At 72.2% G+C, this 15,330-nt stretch carries 12 protein-coding genes; 7 read left to right on the forward strand and 5 right to left on the reverse strand.

The annotated features are described in order from the left end of the window. Positions 1 to 64 precede the first annotated feature (64 nt). The 4 genes from ACFVT1_RS17830 to pepN all read right to left on the reverse strand — a co-directional run bounded on the left by ACFVT1_RS17830 (position 65) and on the right by pepN (position 8,726). Positions 65 to 1,093 (reverse strand): aspartate-semialdehyde dehydrogenase, encoded by a 1,029-nt coding sequence (locus ACFVT1_RS17830; protein ID WP_389796227.1) that lies wholly within the window; start codon positions 1,091 to 1,093, stop codon positions 65 to 67. A gap of 229 nt (positions 1,094 to 1,322) precedes the next feature. Continuing rightward, positions 1,323 to 4,640 carry a S8 family serine peptidase gene (locus tag ACFVT1_RS17835; RefSeq protein ID WP_389796230.1) on the reverse strand — a complete coding sequence of 1,106 codons (3,318 nt, stop codon included), beginning with the start codon at positions 4,638 to 4,640 and terminating at the stop codon, positions 1,323 to 1,325. Between the two features lie 181 nt (positions 4,641 to 4,821). Beyond that, positions 4,822 to 5,877, reverse strand: coding sequence for a hypothetical protein (locus ACFVT1_RS17840; protein WP_389796232.1), 1,056 nt, complete (start codon positions 5,875 to 5,877; stop codon positions 4,822 to 4,824). Between the two features lie 230 nt (positions 5,878 to 6,107). Next, on the reverse strand, positions 6,108 to 8,726 hold the full coding sequence (gene pepN, locus ACFVT1_RS17845; protein WP_389796233.1) for an aminopeptidase N: 2,619 nt from the start codon (positions 8,724 to 8,726) through the stop codon (positions 6,108 to 6,110). A gap of 132 nt (positions 8,727 to 8,858) precedes the next feature. Here pepN and ACFVT1_RS17850 point away from each other — a divergent pair, with 132 nt between their 5' ends. Further along, entirely contained in the window at positions 8,859 to 9,509 is a 651-nt protein-coding gene (locus ACFVT1_RS17850) for a DsbA family protein (RefSeq protein WP_389796235.1), read from the forward strand. A 57-nt stretch (positions 9,510 to 9,566) separates the two neighbouring features. Here the strand turns inward: ACFVT1_RS17850 and ACFVT1_RS17855 are convergent, their stop codons facing one another. Continuing rightward, positions 9,567 to 10,100: a DUF4240 domain-containing protein gene (locus ACFVT1_RS17855; protein WP_389796236.1), complete on the reverse strand. Its 534-nt coding sequence runs from the start codon at positions 10,098 to 10,100 to the stop codon at positions 9,567 to 9,569. A gap of 81 nt (positions 10,101 to 10,181) precedes the next feature. On the opposite strand from ACFVT1_RS17855, the gene ACFVT1_RS17860 reads away from it, so the two are divergent. The 6 genes from ACFVT1_RS17860 to ACFVT1_RS17885 are packed head-to-tail and all read left to right on the forward strand — an operon-like array spanning position 10,182 to position 15,303. Then, complete coding sequence (locus ACFVT1_RS17860; protein WP_389796239.1) at positions 10,182 to 10,853, forward strand: RNA polymerase sigma factor; 672 nt, start codon at positions 10,182 to 10,184, stop codon at positions 10,851 to 10,853. Continuing rightward, positions 10,850 to 11,692, forward strand: a complete 843-nt coding sequence (locus ACFVT1_RS17865) for a zf-HC2 domain-containing protein (protein WP_389796241.1) — start codon at positions 10,850 to 10,852, stop codon at positions 11,690 to 11,692. The genes ACFVT1_RS17860 and ACFVT1_RS17865 overlap by 4 nt, the downstream gene beginning before the upstream one ends. Beyond that, on the forward strand, positions 11,689 to 12,567 hold the full coding sequence (locus ACFVT1_RS17870) for an ATP-binding cassette domain-containing protein (protein WP_389796243.1): 879 nt from the start codon (positions 11,689 to 11,691) through the stop codon (positions 12,565 to 12,567). Before ACFVT1_RS17865 ends, ACFVT1_RS17870 begins: the two co-directional genes overlap by 4 nt. Then, positions 12,564 to 14,162 (forward strand): ABC transporter permease, encoded by a 1,599-nt coding sequence (locus ACFVT1_RS17875; protein ID WP_389796245.1) that lies wholly within the window; start codon positions 12,564 to 12,566, stop codon positions 14,160 to 14,162. Before ACFVT1_RS17870 ends, ACFVT1_RS17875 begins: the two co-directional genes overlap by 4 nt. Continuing rightward, positions 14,159 to 14,848 carry an ABC transporter gene (locus ACFVT1_RS17880; protein WP_389796248.1) on the forward strand — a complete coding sequence of 230 codons (690 nt, stop codon included), beginning with the start codon at positions 14,159 to 14,161 and terminating at the stop codon, positions 14,846 to 14,848. The genes ACFVT1_RS17875 and ACFVT1_RS17880 overlap by 4 nt, the downstream gene beginning before the upstream one ends. Next, positions 14,845 to 15,303 carry a GNAT family N-acetyltransferase gene (locus tag ACFVT1_RS17885; protein WP_389796250.1) on the forward strand — a complete coding sequence of 153 codons (459 nt, stop codon included), beginning with the start codon at positions 14,845 to 14,847 and terminating at the stop codon, positions 15,301 to 15,303. The genes ACFVT1_RS17880 and ACFVT1_RS17885 overlap by 4 nt, the downstream gene beginning before the upstream one ends. Positions 15,304 to 15,330 lie beyond the last annotated feature (27 nt).

A 15,330-nucleotide genomic window follows, 5' to 3' on the forward strand; every position in this document is an offset into this window, starting at 1 on the left:
CCCGCGGGGAGGCCGTCAGGGGCGGCGGGGCCCCGCTCCTCGGTCGCCGGAGGGGCTGAACGGGTCAGCCGTTCAGCTCGGCCGCCACCAGCTCCGCGATCTGCACCGCGTTCAGCGCCGCGCCCTTGCGCAGGTTGTCGCCGGAGACGAAGAGCGCGAGGCCGTTCTCCACGGTCTCGTCGACCCGGATCCGGCCGACGAACGAGACGTCCTTGCCGGCCGCCTGGAGCGGGGTGGGGATCTCGGAGACCTCGACGCCCGGCGCGTCCTCCAGCAGCTCATAGGCGCGCTCGACGCTGACCGGACGCGCGAAACGGGCGTTGATCTGGAGCGAGTGGCCGGTGAAGACCGGCACCCGGACACAGGTGCCGGACACCTTCAGCTCCGGGATCTCCAGGATCTTGCGGGACTCGTTGCGGAGCTTCTGCTCCTCGTCGGTCTCGAAGGAGCCGTCGTCGACGATCGAGCCGGCCAGCGGCAGCACGTTGAAGGCGATCGGGCGCTTGTAGACGCCCGGCTCGGGGAAGTCGACGGCCCCGCCGTCGTGGGTGAGCCGGTCGGCCTCGGCGACGACCTTGGACGCCTGGCCGTGCAGCTCGGCGACACCGGCCAGCCCGGAGCCGGACACCGCCTGGTAGCTGGCGACGACCAGCGCGTCGAGCCCGGCCTCGTCGTGCAGCGGGCGCAGCACGGGCATGGCGGCCATCGTGGTGCAGTTCGGGTTGGCGATGATGCCCTTGGGCCGGTTGGCGACCGCGTGCGGGTTGACCTCGGAGACGACCAGCGGGACCTCGGGGTCCCGGCGCCAGGCGGAGGAGTTGTCGATCACGACGGCGCCCTGCGCGGCGACCTTCTCGGCGAGCGCCTTCGACGTCGCGCCGCCGGCCGAGAACAGCACGATGTCCAGCCCGGCGTAATCGGCCGTCGAGGCGTCCTCGACGGTGATCTCCCGGCCCTGCCACTCGATCGTGGAGCCGGCGGAGCGCGCGGAGGCGAACAGGCGCAGCTCGTCGGCCGGGAACTTCCGCTCGGCCAGGATCCTGCGCATGACTGTGCCGACCTGACCGGTGGCGCCGACGATTCCGACCTTCACAGGGACTCCTTCAAACGTACGAACTGGCACGGTTGCCGCTCCATGATGCGTATGTCCGCGGCTTCCTTGTCCAATCCATTGTCCGCGGTACGGACAGCGCCCGCCCGGCGGACGGCGGGCGGCGGACACGGCGGTGGGGCGGGAGCTCCCGGGGAGCGCCCGCCCCACTGCCGTGCGTGTCGCACGGATCACACGGCGGCCGCGGTCACCGCGGCCGCCACGTGCTCCGCTACGGCGTGACCTTCTCGATCACGACGCTGCCGGTGCCCGCCGCGGTCCCGCGGCCGTTCACCAGGTGGACCTCGCCGAAGAACTGCCGGCCCTCGGGGGCCGCCCCGGCGACGGAGACCTCGGCACCGATCTGGGCCGAGGCGCCGTTGGCCAGGTTCACGGCCTTCGACTCGTCGACCTTGATCGTGCCGAGCGACGGTGCGTAGTACACGTCGCGGTAGTCGTACGTGGTGGTGCCGGCCGGGACGTCGTAGCCGTCGACCAGGACGGTGTACGTGCCGGCGGCGGGCTTCACCAGGCTGACCGACTCCTCGGAGCCGGCCGTGGTGGACTTGCCGACCTCGGTGTCGCCCCGGTAGACGTACAGGTCCAGGTCCGCGTTGGCGTCCGCCGTACCGCCGATGGCGACGTCCAGCTTCTCGACGCCCTCACCGATGGTGACGGTGTACTCCTGCTGGTCGCCTGTCCTGATCGACGGCTTGGCGACCTTGGCCGTGCCCAGCGAGCCGCCCTTGAGCGTGCCCGCCAGGTCACCCGCGTTGTTGGTGACCTTCCAGTTCACCGCGGCGGGCGTGCCGATCTTCGCCTCGGCGAGGGTCTGCACCGCCGGGTCGAAGGTCGCACCGAGCAGGGAGACGTCCAGCTTGTACGGGTTGTCCAGCAGCGGCGACGTACGCCGCGCCTCGACCTCGATCTCCCAGACGCCGGCCTGCGGGTCCTTGTACGAGCGCACGTCCGGCCGGCAGGTGTTGGCCGGGTTCTCGTAGTTCGGGTAGCAGAACGGCGTGCCGCTGTCCTCCATCTGCACCCCGTACGGGTGGATGGAGATGAAGCGGGTCTGGCTGCCCGAGCGCAGCGCGCTCATGGCGACCTCAAGGGTCTTGGCACCCGCCGGCACGTCCACGAAGTACGACGTGGTGCTGTTGCGCTGCACCGAGCCGGACGCCTTGAACGCGTAGGCGGGCTTCGTCAGCTTCGAGGAGACGATCACCGTGGTGAGGATCTGCTGGTCCACACCGGTGGTCCTGCTGTCGTCCACCCGCAGGATCGCGCTGTGCACGCCCGCGCTGCCCGGCTTCGCCTGGACCTTGACGGTGACCGGCTTGCCGAGCGGCAGCGAGACCGTGCTCGGACCGGTCAGCGTGAAGGTGCCGTCGTTGTTCTTCCACGACAGCTGGTGCTTGACGGCCTTGTCCGGACCCGTGGTGCGGGTGATCGTGACGTCGTACGACTTCTTCTGGCCGGCCTTCAGGCCGCCCTCGCGGTCGTACAGACCGGTACCGAAGCCGGGGGTCTCCAGCGCGGAGTCGATCGCGGTGTCGACCGGGGCCTTCACCGAGTACTCGTGCGCCGGGGTGCCCTGCTTCTCGATCTGCTTCCAGGCGCCGACGATGTCGATCAGACCGGAGCCCTGGGCGTGCGCGGGCACCCCCTTGATGTGGGTGGCGGTGCTGGTCAGCGCGGTACGCAGATCGGCCGGGGGCAGCTCGATGTGCTTCTGCTTCGCGGCGGACAGCAGCAGCGCGGTCGCGCCCGCGGCCTGCGGCGAGGCCATCGAGGTGCCCTGCAGCATGGAGTAGCCGGCCGGGAGCGAGTAGCCCGACTCCTTGACCGGGCCGCCGGGCAGCCAGGTCTGGGTGGTGTTGATGGCCGCGCCCGGGGCCGTCAGGATCGGCGCGAAGCCGCCGTCCTCACGCGGACCGCGCGAGGAGAAGGGCATCATGTCGTACTTCTTGGTGACGTTCGAGCCGTAGTTGGCGGCCCACGTCTCCTTGGAGATCGACGCGCCGACGGAGATGACGTGGTCGGCGAGGCCGGGGTCACCGATGGTGTTGACACCCGGGCCGTCGTTGCCGGCCGAGATGACCAGCTGGACGCCGTACATGTCGATGAGCCGCTTGTAGAGCGCGGCGCGGGCGTTGTTGCCGTCGTTGAGCGGAGGCAGTCCGCCGATCGACATGTTGACGACATCGACGCCGCGGTTCACGACGAGGTCGATCATGCCCTCGGTGAGCGCGATGTTGGTGCAGCCGCCCGACCAGGTGCAGGCACGCGACGAGACGATCTGCGCACCGGGCGCGGCACCGCTCATCTTGCCGCCGAACAGGCCGTTCGCGGAGGTGATGCCCGCGACGTGGGTGCCGTGCTCGTTCGCGATGACGCCGATGTTCACGTAGTCGGACGTGTCGCCGGCCGCGTTGTACACGACGTCCTTGCGCGTCTCCACGACGAACGGGATGCGCTCGGCGACATCGGTCCGCGGGTCGTCCTTGCCGAAGTAGGAGACCTGGTGCTTCTCCTTGTACGGCTTCAGGACGGCGTCGTCGGTGAAGTCGCCGTTGCTGTTCAGGTCGACGCGCGTGGTGCCGGTGACCGGGTCGTAGAGCACGGCCCACACGTCGGTGGTGTCGCCGTCGCGGTTCAGGTCGCCCGCCATGTCGCCGCCCTTGGTGGCGGCCTCGGCGAACAGCTTGATCCGGTACGAGCCCTTGGGCGCCTTGTACGTACGGCCCTGGTACGTGAACGCCGGGCCGGACACGGCGTCCGTCATCCGCAGCCAGGTGCCGTCGCCGTCGCTGACCGGGTCGGTGGCGGTCACCCAGTCGGCGACCTTGCGGGCACCGGTCGTGGTCTTCTGCAGCGCCGGGTGGCCGAGGTCGACACCCGAGTCGAGGATGCCGATGGTCACCCCGCGGCCGTCGGCCTTCGGGTGCTGCGCGACGAAGTCGACCGCGCCCGTCTCGAAGGACGGGTTGTACGGGTTCTTCGCCGGGGTCTTCTTGCCCGGCGCCGGGTAGGAGCCGGTGGACTTCGTCTTCGCGGCGGTCCCGGACGCGCGGTCGGCCGCGGGCGTCGGGTCGTCCAGCTTGATCTCCTGCTTGAGATCGATGCCGTGGACGGACGACAGCTTGGAGGCCGCCTTGATGGTCGCCTCGGCGGACGCGGTGGGCACGGTGACCCGTACGTAGCCGAGCTTGTCGTACGCACGCCCCAGCACGGACCCCTTGACGGCGTCCAGCTGCTTGGTGACCTGCTCGGTCGCACCGGGAGCGGTGGCGACCATCATGGTGACGTTCTTCTCGCCGTCGGCCTTGGCCTTGGCCAGAATGTCGGCGTCGGCCGCGCCGAGCTTGTCGCTCGTGGCGCCCTTGGGCGCGGACTTGACGGGAGCGGGTGCGGGAACGGGGGCGTCGGCGGCGAACACCGGTGCGGTGCCGGTGGCGGCCAGCGCGGCCACCAGACCGGCGGCAGCCGCGACTCGGGCCGCGCGTCTCGCCCCGGGTATGGAACTGGGGGACTCGGAGGTCATCAGCATCCCTGAAAGTGAAAGAGAAAGTCCGGAATTCGATACCGGATGACCGCTCACCCTTTCGTAAATGACAGGGGTTTGTGGAGAGTTGGGGGGTACGAGATGGTGACATGGCGGAATCCCGCCACCGGGGCTGATGCGCCAGCAGGGAGGAACCGGTGAATAAGTGGCGTCTGTGGTCCTGCTCTCAGCGGGGCAGGACGCTCACGTACGCGGCCGGTTCGCGACCGGCCGCCGCCATCAGTGCCGTACGCACCACGACCGCCTGCTGCTCCCCGGCGTCGCGGAGCTTCTTCGGCGAGAGCGGGACGACGGTGATGCCGAGCCGCTCCAGGTGCTCCGGCTCGGCGGTGTTCGCGGACCACTGCGCGGAGTGGTCCTCCTGGCGCCGGCCGTCGCCGAGCCCGCTGCGCCGGGGCGCCCCGGCGCCGAGGACCACGGCGACCGCCTGCTCGGGCCAGTAGGCGTCCACCGCGCCGAGATGCGGGCCGCCGGGCAGCCGCAGGTCCACGTTCCACAGCGGCTCCGGCAGGCCGTACGACCGCACCGTCTCGTACAGCCGGCCCTCCGCCGCCGCCCGCCCCTCGGCGAGCAGTGCGTCGACGGCGTCCACCACGTGCGGGCGGCCCAGCACCCCGGCCCGGCTCAGCTCGCGTACGGCGGCGGCCGGCTCGCAGTACCCGCCGCGGATCGCCTCGGTGAGCAGACGGCGTACCGCCGAGGCGTCCCCGGTCCCGGCGACCGCGTCCGCGAGCGCCCGCTCCACCGGCGCCACGGGCAGGCCGCCCACCTCCTGGGGGCGGGGCGGATCGGCGGCCCGCACCAGATGTACGTACCGGACCGAGCGCAGCCGCCGGGTGCGCGGCACCAGCACATCGATCCCGGCCGAGGAGGCGAGCGGTGGCGCGGTCGCGAACCCGTGCAGGGCGAGCGCGGCGAGCCCGGTGACCATGGCCTCGCCGTACCCGGACCCCGTGTCCGCGTCCCGACGGCGACCGGAGGCCGGTGGCCGTCCGGCGTACAGGAGGGCGGAACGCAGCAGCTCCTCGCCGGTGGGCGGTCCCGGGTGCAGGACGTACACACCGGGCAGTGGCTGCTGCCACGGCCCGCCGGTCCTGCACTGCGCGGCGGCCTCCGCGACGGACACGCCGTGCGCCCTCAACTGTGCTGCGGACAGCACGCGTTGACGGACATCGCCGGTGACGGGGAGGTGGCGGGGGGAGAGCGGGGTGTTCTGGGTCATGCTCCGGGGTATCCCGCGCACGGTCGCGGTGGTAACCCCTGTTACACATCCGTCGACAATTCAGGACAACGCCGTCCTAAAGTACGCGCGTTCGACAACCGAAAGGGCCTGTCCCGCCGGGGATCGCACGCCCGCCTCGCGCACGGGCGGCGCGATCGGCCCCGCGACCGTCACTGCGGCCCCCTGACCGTGGCATCGGCGGTCAGACCCCGGCGGTCAGACCCCGGCCGTCAGACCCCGGCCCCGGCTTCCGCCGCCCTCGCGTCGCACCCCTGCGCCCGCAACGCCCGAGCCAGATCGTCCCGCGCCTCCAGCACCAGCCGGCGCAGCGCCGGCGCCGCGCCTTCGTGGGCGGTCAGCCACGCGTCCGCGGCCGCCAGCGTCGAGGGGTCGTCCTGGAGCGACGGGAACAGGCCCTTCACCACGGCCATCCCGATCTGGATCGACCGCTCGGCCCACACCCGCTCGATCGCGTCGAAGTACTTGCCCGCGTACGGAGCCAGCAGCTCCCGCTGCGACGACTGCTCGAAGCCGATGATCGTCGCCTCCACCAACGCGTTGGACAGCGCGTCCGACTCCACGACACCCACCCAGGCCTGCGCCTTGACCGCGGCCGAGGGCCGCGAGGCCAGGCACCGCACCTGGTGCCGCTTCCCGGATGCCGTGTCGTCGCGGGCCAGTTCGGCGTCGAGCACCGACTCGTCGGCCACCCCGTGCGCCGCCAGCGGCGACAGGAACGCCCACCGCAGCTCCTGGTCGACGTCCAGCCCGTCGATCCGCGCCGAGCCGTCGAGCAGCCCGGACAGCAGCTGGAAGTCCGTGTCGGAGCCGGCGACCGACGCGAAGAACCGCGCCCACGCCAACTGGTGCTCGCTGCCCGGCTCGGCGACCCGCAGCTCCCGCAGCGCGCCCTCGGCCAGCGCCCGGCCGCCCTCCTCGCGCCACCCGGGCGCCACGTAGTGCACGAGCGCGGTCCGCGTCCAGATGTGCAGCATCTGCAGCACACCGATGTCGGACTCCCGGCCGGAGAAGGCCAGCACGAGCGAGACGAAGTCACGGGCCGGCATCAGCCCGTCCCGGGTCAGGTTCCACAGCGCGGACCAGCACAGCGCCCGCGCCAGGGGATCGGTCACGTCACCGAGGTGCGCCCGCAGCGTGGCCAGGGACACCTCGTCGAAGCGGACCTTGCAGTAGGTGAGGTCGTCGTCGTTGACCAGGATCAGCTCGGGCCGCTCGGCCCCCGCCAGCTCCGCGACCACCGTGCGCGGCCCCGCCACATCGACCTCGGCACGGGCGTACCGCACCAGGTCGCCGTCGGCGGTGCGCCGGTACAGGCCGACCGCGACCCGGTGCGGCCGCAGCTCCGGGTGGGAGCCGGCCGCCTCCTGGAGGACCGCCAGCTCCGTGATCCGGTCCGCCGCGTCGTATGTCGCCACCGGGGTCAGCGAATTGACGCCCGCGGTCTCCAGCCACGACCGCGACCAGGCGGTCATGTCACGCCCGGACGTCTCGGCCAGGACCGACAGCAGATCGCCCAGCTGCGTGTTGCCGTAGGCGTGCTTCTTGAAGTAGCGCCGGGCGCCCTTCAGGAACGCGTCCCGCCCCACGTACGCCACCAGCTGCTTCAGCACCGAGGCGCCCTTGGCGTACGTGATGCCGTCGAAGTTGAGCTTGGCGTCCTCCAGGTCACGGATGTCGGCCGTGACCGGGTGCGTGGACGGCAGCTGGTCGGCGCGGTACGCCCAGGCCTTGCGGTTGTTGGCGAAGGTGATCCAGCCGTCCTCGAACCGGGTCGACTCCACCATGGCGAAGACGCCCATGAAGTCGGCGAACGACTCCTTCAGCCACAGGTCGTCCCACCACTGCATGGTGACGAGGTCGCCGAACCACATGTGCGCCATCTCGTGCAGGATGACGTTGGCCCGGCTCTCGTACGCCGCCTGCGTCACCTTGCCGCGGAAGATGTACTCCTCGCGGAACGTGACACAGCCCGGGTTCTCCATCGCGCCGAGGTTGTACTCCGGCACGAACGCCTGGTCGTACTTCCCGAACGGGTACGGGTAGTCGAAGTTGTCGTGGAAGAAGTCCAGGCCCTGCTTGGTGACGAGGAAGATGTCGTCCGCGTCGAAGTGCCGGGCGAGCCCCTTGCGGCACATCGCGCCGAGCGGGATCTCCAGCTCCGTACCGTCGTCGAACGTCCGGCTGTAGGAGTCGGTGACGTAGTGGTAGGGACCGGCCACGATCGCCGTGATGTACGTGGAGATCGGCTTCGTTTCGGCGAACCGCCGGACCTCGCCCTCCCGCGACTCCTCGGCCCCGTTGCTCCAGACCGTCCAGCCCTCGGGTGCGGTCACCTCGAAGCGGAAGGGGGCCTTCAGGTCGGGCTGCTCGAAGTTCGTGAAGACCCGCCGCGCGTCGGCCGGCTCGTACTGCGTGTAGAGGTAGACCTCGCCGTCCTCCGGGTCGACGAACCGGTGCATGCCCTCGCCGGTCCGGCTGTACGCGCACTGCGCGTCGACCACCAGGACGTTCTCGCCCTCCGGCAGCCCCTCCAGCGCCACCCGCGTCCCGTCGAAGACGACGGCGGGGTCGAGCGGCCGGCCGTTCAGCGTCACCGCGTTCACGCTCGGCGCCACCAGATCCGCGAAGGTCGACGCCCCCGCCCGCGCGGTGCGGAACCGGACGGTCGTCACCGAGCGGAAGGTCCGCGGACCGGCGGCGGCCCCGTCGCCGTCCTCGTCGGGCCCGCCGACGGCGGAACGCAGATCGAGACCGACCTCGTAGCTGTCGACCGTCAGCAGCTCGGCCCGCGCACGGGCCTCGTCGCGGGACAGGTTCTCACCGGGCACGGGCACACTCCTTTGTGTCACGTTCGAATAGTTTGATCCTCCCATGCCGCTACTCGGCCCGGCATACGGGAATGGCCGGTACGTCCGGAGGCGTTCTCGCGCACAGGTGCGAACGCTCTTACGAGGAGAGACATGTCCGACAACAGCACGGCGACCGGCAGGACACCTGCTGACTTCTGGTTCGACCCGCTCTGCCCCTGGGCCTGGATGACCTCCCGCTGGATGCTGGAGGTGGAGAAGGTCCGTGACGTCGAGGTCCGCTGGCATGTGATGAGCCTCGCCGTCCTCAACGAGGACAAGCTCGACGAGCTGCCGGAGGAGTACCGCGACCTGCTGGAGAACCAGGCGTGGGGCCCGGTCCGCGTCGTCGTCGCCGCCCGGCAGAAGTACGGTGACGAGGTCGTCGGCCCCCTGTACACCGCGCTCGGCACGCGCTTCCACAACCAGGGCGAGGGCCCGACCCGCGAGGCGATCACGGCCGCGCTCGGGGACGTCGGCCTGCCCGCCGAGCTGGCGGACTACATGGACTCCGACGCGTACGACGCCGAGCTGCGCGCCTCCCACAAGGAGGGCATCGACAAGGTCGGCCAGGACGTCGGCACCCCGGTCATCGCCGTCCCAGGCACGGACGGCGAGCAGATCGCCTTCTTCGGTCCGGTCGTCACCCCCGCCCCGAAGGGCGAGGAGGCGGCGAAGCTGTGGGACGGCACGCTGCTGGTGGCGTCGATCCCCGGCTTCTACGAGATCAAGCGGACCCGGACGCAGGACCCGATCTTCGACTGATCCACACGGTGCGGTGAGGGGCCCGGCGGCTGTCCGGGCCCCGCACCACCACCCGCCTCACGCGTACAGCGCGGCCAGCTTCGGCAGCCGCGACGCCACCCGCTCCGCGTCGTCGAAGTCGAAGTCCCACTCCGGGTCCAGGCCGGGACAGTCGATCGTGAACGAGCCGGCGGGCATGTCCTCACCCGTTGCCGCCCGATGTGCGTCCCAGGCGATCCCGAGCGTCCGCTCGCACTCCACCTCCATGCCCTCGGGCGCGGCGGCCCTGATCTCCGGCAGCTCGGCCAGCGTGTCCGGATCGGCGACGACCCGCTCGAACACCTCACGCCCCTGCGCTATCAGCCAGCCCCGGAAATAGTCGAAACCGTCGTCGGAACAGCCCCCGTTGATCGTGTACGCCGCAGCCCAGAGCGGCGCCCGGTAGGAAGCGGCCATCAGGTCCCAGAGCAACTGCTGCGCCGCGACGATCTCGTCGCGGGGCCGGGCGGCGAGCAGCGCGGAGGCCCGCGCGACGACGGCTTCGGCGTCCGCCGGGCCGGTGACCCGGGCGCGGGCGTGTTCGATCAGATTCCAGAAGTCCGTGGTGTCCATGTGGTGCAGCATGCCGGAGGGGCCTGACAGCCGGGGGGCCTGAAGGCACCCCCCGATTCGTGTGGCGCGCGTCACTTCTCGATGGTGAACCGGTCGGCCCGCCCCGGACGACGAAGGGGTGTGAACAGGGAGCCGCTGGACGCGGATACCGAAGCGGACCTCGTGGCGGCGGTCGCCGACGGGGACCGCGTCGCCTTCGAGCTGCTCTACCGTCACTACGCCCCCTGGCTGACCGCCAGGCTGCGCCACCGCTGTGCCGACGAATCTTTGCTCGACGACATGGTTCAGGAGACGTTCCTGGGCCTCTGGCGCAGCTGTTCCTCGCCCGGCCGGCCGCCACCGCGGATCGACGACATGGCGGGCTGGCTGTGGCGCGTCGCCTCCCGGCGGCTCGTGGACCAGGCCCGTGCGGGCGGCGCCCGCGCACGGCTGTGGCAGGCACTGCGACGGGCGCGCCCGCGCGTTGAGCGGTCCGCCGAGGATCGGGTGCTCGACAGCGCCGAGCACGGTGATCTGGCCGACGCACTGGCCGGGCTGCCCACCGAGCTGCGGCAGGTCATGCAGATCCTGGTCGTCGACGGTCTGACCGTACGACAGACGGCGAGCCTGCTGGCCCTGCCGCCCGGCACCGTGAAAACCCGCGCGATGCGCGCCCGCACGCTGCTGAAGCGGGAACTCGGGAGCCCGGAACCAGGACCCGAACCGGAAACCGGACCGAGCCCGATGCCCGGGCGCGCGAGGAGACGACCATGACGACGTACCGGAGCGGCGACCCGCACCCGCCCGACCCCCTGCTCCACAGCTACGCACGCGGCGAGACGGCGATCGCCGCCCTGCGCACCGTCGAACCGCACCTCGACGGCTGCCGACTCTGCCGTGCGAGGCTCGCCGACCACCTCGGCCCGGCCGCCGCGGACCGTGGCTGGGGACGGCTCGACGCGGCGATCGACGCGCCCGTGCCGGGCCCGGGAGAGCGGCTGCTGCTGCGTAGCGGGGTGCCGGACCACCTGGCCAGGCTGCTGGCCGCCACCCCGGCGCTGCGCGCGTCCTGGGTCACAGGGGCAGCCCTGACACTGCTGCTGGCCGCCCTGGCCGCACGGCTCGCGGAACCGTCCGGCACCCCTCTGGTCTTCCTCGGCCTCGCCCCGCTGCTGCCCGTGATCGGCGTGGCCGTCTCGTACGGCAGACGCTGGGATCCCGCGCACGACATGGGCCTGGTCACCCCCGTGCGGGCCTTCCGGCTCGTCCTGCTGCGCACCGCGGTCGTGCTCGCCACCTGCGTCGCGCTCGCCGCCGCCGCGAGCACGGTGCTGCCCGGGCCCGCACCCGCCACCCTCGGCTGGCTGCTGCCGGGATGCGCGCTCACCGCGGTGAGCCTCGCCCTCGCCACCCGGATGGAATCCACGACGGCGGCGGCAGCGGCCGGGGCGGCCTGGCTGGCCCTCCTGGCCGTCACCCGCGACTCGCACGCCGTCTTCACCGCCCAGGGGCAGCTCACCTCGGCCGCGGTGCTTGCCGCGGCCTCGACGGTCGTCGTGCTCTTCCGTACCGCTTTCGACCGGCCCGACCACCGATGGAGGACTGCCCGATGACGAACGAACGCACCGTTCTGACAAGAGAGTTGGGCGTGCGGTTCCGCCGTTCCGTGGCGCTCGACTCGGTGACTCTGTCGCTGCGGGCCGGAGTCACCGGCCTGCTCGGGCCCAACGGCGCGGGCAAGACCACCCTGCTGCGCGCCGTGGCCACCGCACTCGTCCCCGACACCGGGGAGATCAGCGTGCTCGGCCGCGACCCCCGTGACCCCCGGGAGCGGACCGAGATCCGGCGGCGGCTCGGATTCCTGCCGCAGGACCCCGGATTCCATCCGCACTTCACGGCCTTCGAGTTCGTGGACTACGTGGCGATCCTCAAGGAGATGACCCACCGGGCGCGCAGGCACGACGAGGTCCGCCGAGTGCTCGACGCCGTCGGGATGAGCGAGCACCGCGGCCGGCGCATGAAAGCCCTCTCCGGCGGAATGCGCCGGCGGGTGGCGCTGGCCGCCGCGCTCGCGGGTGCGCCCGAACTCCTCGTCCTGGACGAGCCGACCGTCGGACTCGACCCCGGACAACGCCTGAGATTCCGTGAGTTGATCGCCGAAATCGGTGAGGGGCGGACCGTCCTGCTCTCCACCCACCAGACGGAGGACGTCTCCGCGCTCTGCCACCGTGTCGTGGTGCTCGACCACGGGGCCGTGAAGTTCGACGGCGACCCGGCGGGGCTGAGCGCCGTCGCCGAGGGCCGGGTGTGGAGCAGCGCCGAACGTGACCCTCGCGCACTCGCGGGCTGGCGCACCGGCACGGGGGCGTTCCGCAACATCGGCAGCCCGCCCCCGGATGCCGAGACAGTGGCCCCGGCGTTGGAAGACGGTTATCTGCTGCTCCTCGACGCCACGACCCGAACGGCGGCGCGGGGGACCACGGCATGAGCGCCACGACGGCCGAGGCCCCTGCACGACCCGGCGGCGACGGTAAGGACTCCGGGGCGCGATCCGTCACGCGTTCGCTGGCCCGTACCGAAGCGGTACGGCTGCTGCGGCACCCCGCCGTGCTCGTCGCGTTCGCGCTGTACGCGGCACAGTGGGCGTACAGCGCGTACGCGGGGCACGACCGCTACCCGGTGCTGCAGGACGAGGACCGCTACACCCAACCGCCGCTCCTGCTCATCGCGGCGGGAACGCTCCTCGCGGCCGATCTCGCCGCGCTGCGCCCCCACCGGCACGGCACCGACGCGATGTTCGACCTCCTGGTGCTCCCGCCCCGGCGGCGCACCTGCGCCCACCTGCTCTCCCTGCTGCCGCTCGCCGCACTGTCGGCGGCCGTTGCCGGGGCCCGTACCGGCTACGCGGCGATTCAGGACGGGGCGGTCGGCAGCCCCTCCGGGGCCGAACTCGCCACCGGACCGCTCGTCGTCCTGCTTTCCGGTGCGATCGGCGTCCTCGCCGCCCGTCTCGTACGGTCCGTGGCGGCCGGGCCGCTCATGGTGGCCGGGCTCGGCATCGTGACGGTGGTCGGCGCCCTCCAGTCGCGGTCGGACTGGCGCTGGTGGGGTCTCGTCGCCGTGGAGGACGAGAACCGGGCGCCGCTTCCCAGCTCCCTCATGCACCGTCCGGCGGGCTGGCACCTGCTCTATCTGGCCGCGCTGCTGGCCCTGGTGGCGGCAGCGGCCCTGCTGCGCTCCGGCCGCCGCGTCACCACCGGCCTCGGGGCCGTGGCCGGCCTTGCCCTGGCCCTCGCGGTCGTCGCGGGATGCGTGCAGCTGCGCGGTGTCCCGGACGAGGTCTCCAGGGCCCGCGCGGCGGCCGAACGGGCCCCGTCCTCGCAGCAGGTGTGCGGTGTGCGCGGACCCGTCGACTACTGCGCTTTCCCCGAGTTCGCGGACCGCTCCCGGCAGTGGGCGCAGGTTGCCGAAGGGGTACGGCGGTGGGTGCCCAGGGGGGCGCGGGAGAAGCGGTACGCCGTACGTCAGCACCTCGTTCCGGACGTGCCCGTCGGCGGTCTCGTACCCCCGCTGCCCCTGGAGAGCTGGGCGGCCGACGACCGTGCGGCCGGGACGCCCGGCGCCCTGCCGGTCGGCACCGACTGGGGCACGCACAGCGACGTGGCGGGCGACCGGATGCTCGCCTTCGCCGCAAGCCTCGCCCACCGGTCCGTGACCCGGGAGTCCTCACCCGCCCCCGAACACGGCGTGGTCTGCCGCTCCAGGGGGGTGCTCACGCTCTGGCTCGCGGTCCGGTCGACCGCCGATAATCAGGCCGCCTACGAATCCCTGGCCGGGCGGTCCTTCGGCGGCATCACGCTCAACAGCTTCGACACGGACACCGGCCTCGGCTTCAGCCGACGCGAACAGGGCGTCGTGGACGCGTTGTTGAAACGGGACGCCGCCGAAATCGGTGCCAGGGTGCAGCGGTCCTGGGCCGAACTCACCGCACCGTCCACCACCACCGACCGGGCGGCCGCCCTCCTCGGTGTCCCCGCACCCGCGCCCGCGTCCCGGGACGACGAAGGGGTGTGCGCCGTATGAGCCCCGCCACCCCTGCCGCCCCCGTCGCGGTGCTCCGCGCGCTCCTGCGCCCCGACCTGCGCGCGGCCCGCACCCGCCCACCGCTGGCAGCCGGAACGGCGGGGCTGGCCGTCGCGGCCGGCCCCGCCGCGTTCCACACCCACGTCGAACCGGCCTCGGCCGCGCTGCTGCTGCGGTTCGCCACCGTGCTCGGCGCCCTCGGGCTCGCCTTCCTGCTGGACGATCCCGCCGTCCGTACGACCGAGGTGCTGCCGGTGACGAAGGCGCTGCGCAACGGCCTGCGGATGGCCCTGGGACTGATGGTCTTCGGCGTCTTCTGGGGAGCCTCGGCCGGCCTCGCCCGGCTCGGGACGGCCGCCGGGGCGCGGGAGGCCCTCCCGCTCGGCGCCCTTGCCACGGAGGGTGCCGCGCTCGCCGCGTTCACGCTGGCCCTGGCCCTGCTGGGGCTGCGGCACTCGGCCTCCGGATCGGGCAGCACACTGGCGGCCCCGGCACTGATCCTGCTGCTCGCAACGGTGCTCCTGCTGCCGGACCGGTCCGCCCTGTTCCCCGCACCGGGTGCTCCGAACGCGGGCGTCGCAGCCCTTCGTTGGGGCGCTCTGCTCGTCCTCGCGCTGTGCTTGAGTGGATGGGAGCTGCGCGAGCGGCGAACCGCACACCGAGGGAAGGGAGTCCGGCGGACATGAAGGTACGACCGGCACAGCGATCCGAGGCCGGGGAGCTGACCGAGCTGGCCATGGCCTCGAAGGCCCACTGGGGTTACGACGAGGCGTTCCTCGCCTCCTGCCGCGAAGAACTCACCCTGCACCCGGCCGACATCGGGCGTCACCGGACGACAGTCGTCGAGGAGGACGGCCGCGTGCTCGGCTTCACCACCCTGGAGGGCGCCCCGCCCCGGGGCGCCCTCGGCATGATGTTCGTCGCCCCGGACGTGATCGGCCGGGGCATCGGCCGGGTGCTGTTCGAGCACACCGCGACGGAGGCTCGCCGCCTCGGCTTCGTACGCCTCACCATCGACGCCGACCCGAACGCGGAGGCGTTCTACCTCACGATGGGCGCGGTACGGATCGGGGCGACCCCGTCGGGCTCGATCCCCGGGCGCGTGCTGCCGCTGCTGGAAGTCGGCCTCACCTCGCGCTGACTCCCTGCCGGTCCCCGGGCCGGGGCC

Origin of the sequence: Streptomyces sp. NPDC057963 (assembly GCF_042887155.1) — a bacterium.
In the GTDB taxonomy this organism is placed as follows: domain Bacteria; phylum Actinomycetota; class Actinomycetes; order Streptomycetales; family Streptomycetaceae; genus Streptomyces.

Excerpts from the sequence above, each read along its gene's own strand:
- ACFVT1_RS17835 (WP_389796230.1), bottom strand. The coding sequence starts at position 4,640 with ATGCTGATGACCTCCGAGTCCCCCAGTTCCATACCCGGGGCGAGACGC.
- ACFVT1_RS17840 (WP_389796232.1), bottom strand. The coding sequence starts at position 5,877 with ATGACCCAGAACACCCCGCTCTCCCCCCGCCACCTCCCCGTCACCGGC.
- ACFVT1_RS17850 (WP_389796235.1), top strand. The coding sequence starts at position 8,859 with ATGTCCGACAACAGCACGGCGACCGGCAGGACACCTGCTGACTTCTGG.
- ACFVT1_RS17855 (WP_389796236.1), bottom strand. The coding sequence starts at position 10,100 with ATGGACACCACGGACTTCTGGAATCTGATCGAACACGCCCGCGCCCGG.
- ACFVT1_RS17860 (WP_389796239.1), top strand. The coding sequence starts at position 10,182 with ATGGTGAACCGGTCGGCCCGCCCCGGACGACGAAGGGGTGTGAACAGG.
- ACFVT1_RS17865 (WP_389796241.1), top strand. The coding sequence starts at position 10,850 with ATGACGACGTACCGGAGCGGCGACCCGCACCCGCCCGACCCCCTGCTC.
- ACFVT1_RS17870 (WP_389796243.1), top strand. The coding sequence starts at position 11,689 with ATGACGAACGAACGCACCGTTCTGACAAGAGAGTTGGGCGTGCGGTTC.
- ACFVT1_RS17875 (WP_389796245.1), top strand. The coding sequence starts at position 12,564 with ATGAGCGCCACGACGGCCGAGGCCCCTGCACGACCCGGCGGCGACGGT.
- ACFVT1_RS17880 (WP_389796248.1), top strand. The coding sequence starts at position 14,159 with ATGAGCCCCGCCACCCCTGCCGCCCCCGTCGCGGTGCTCCGCGCGCTC.
- ACFVT1_RS17885 (WP_389796250.1), top strand. The coding sequence starts at position 14,845 with ATGAAGGTACGACCGGCACAGCGATCCGAGGCCGGGGAGCTGACCGAG.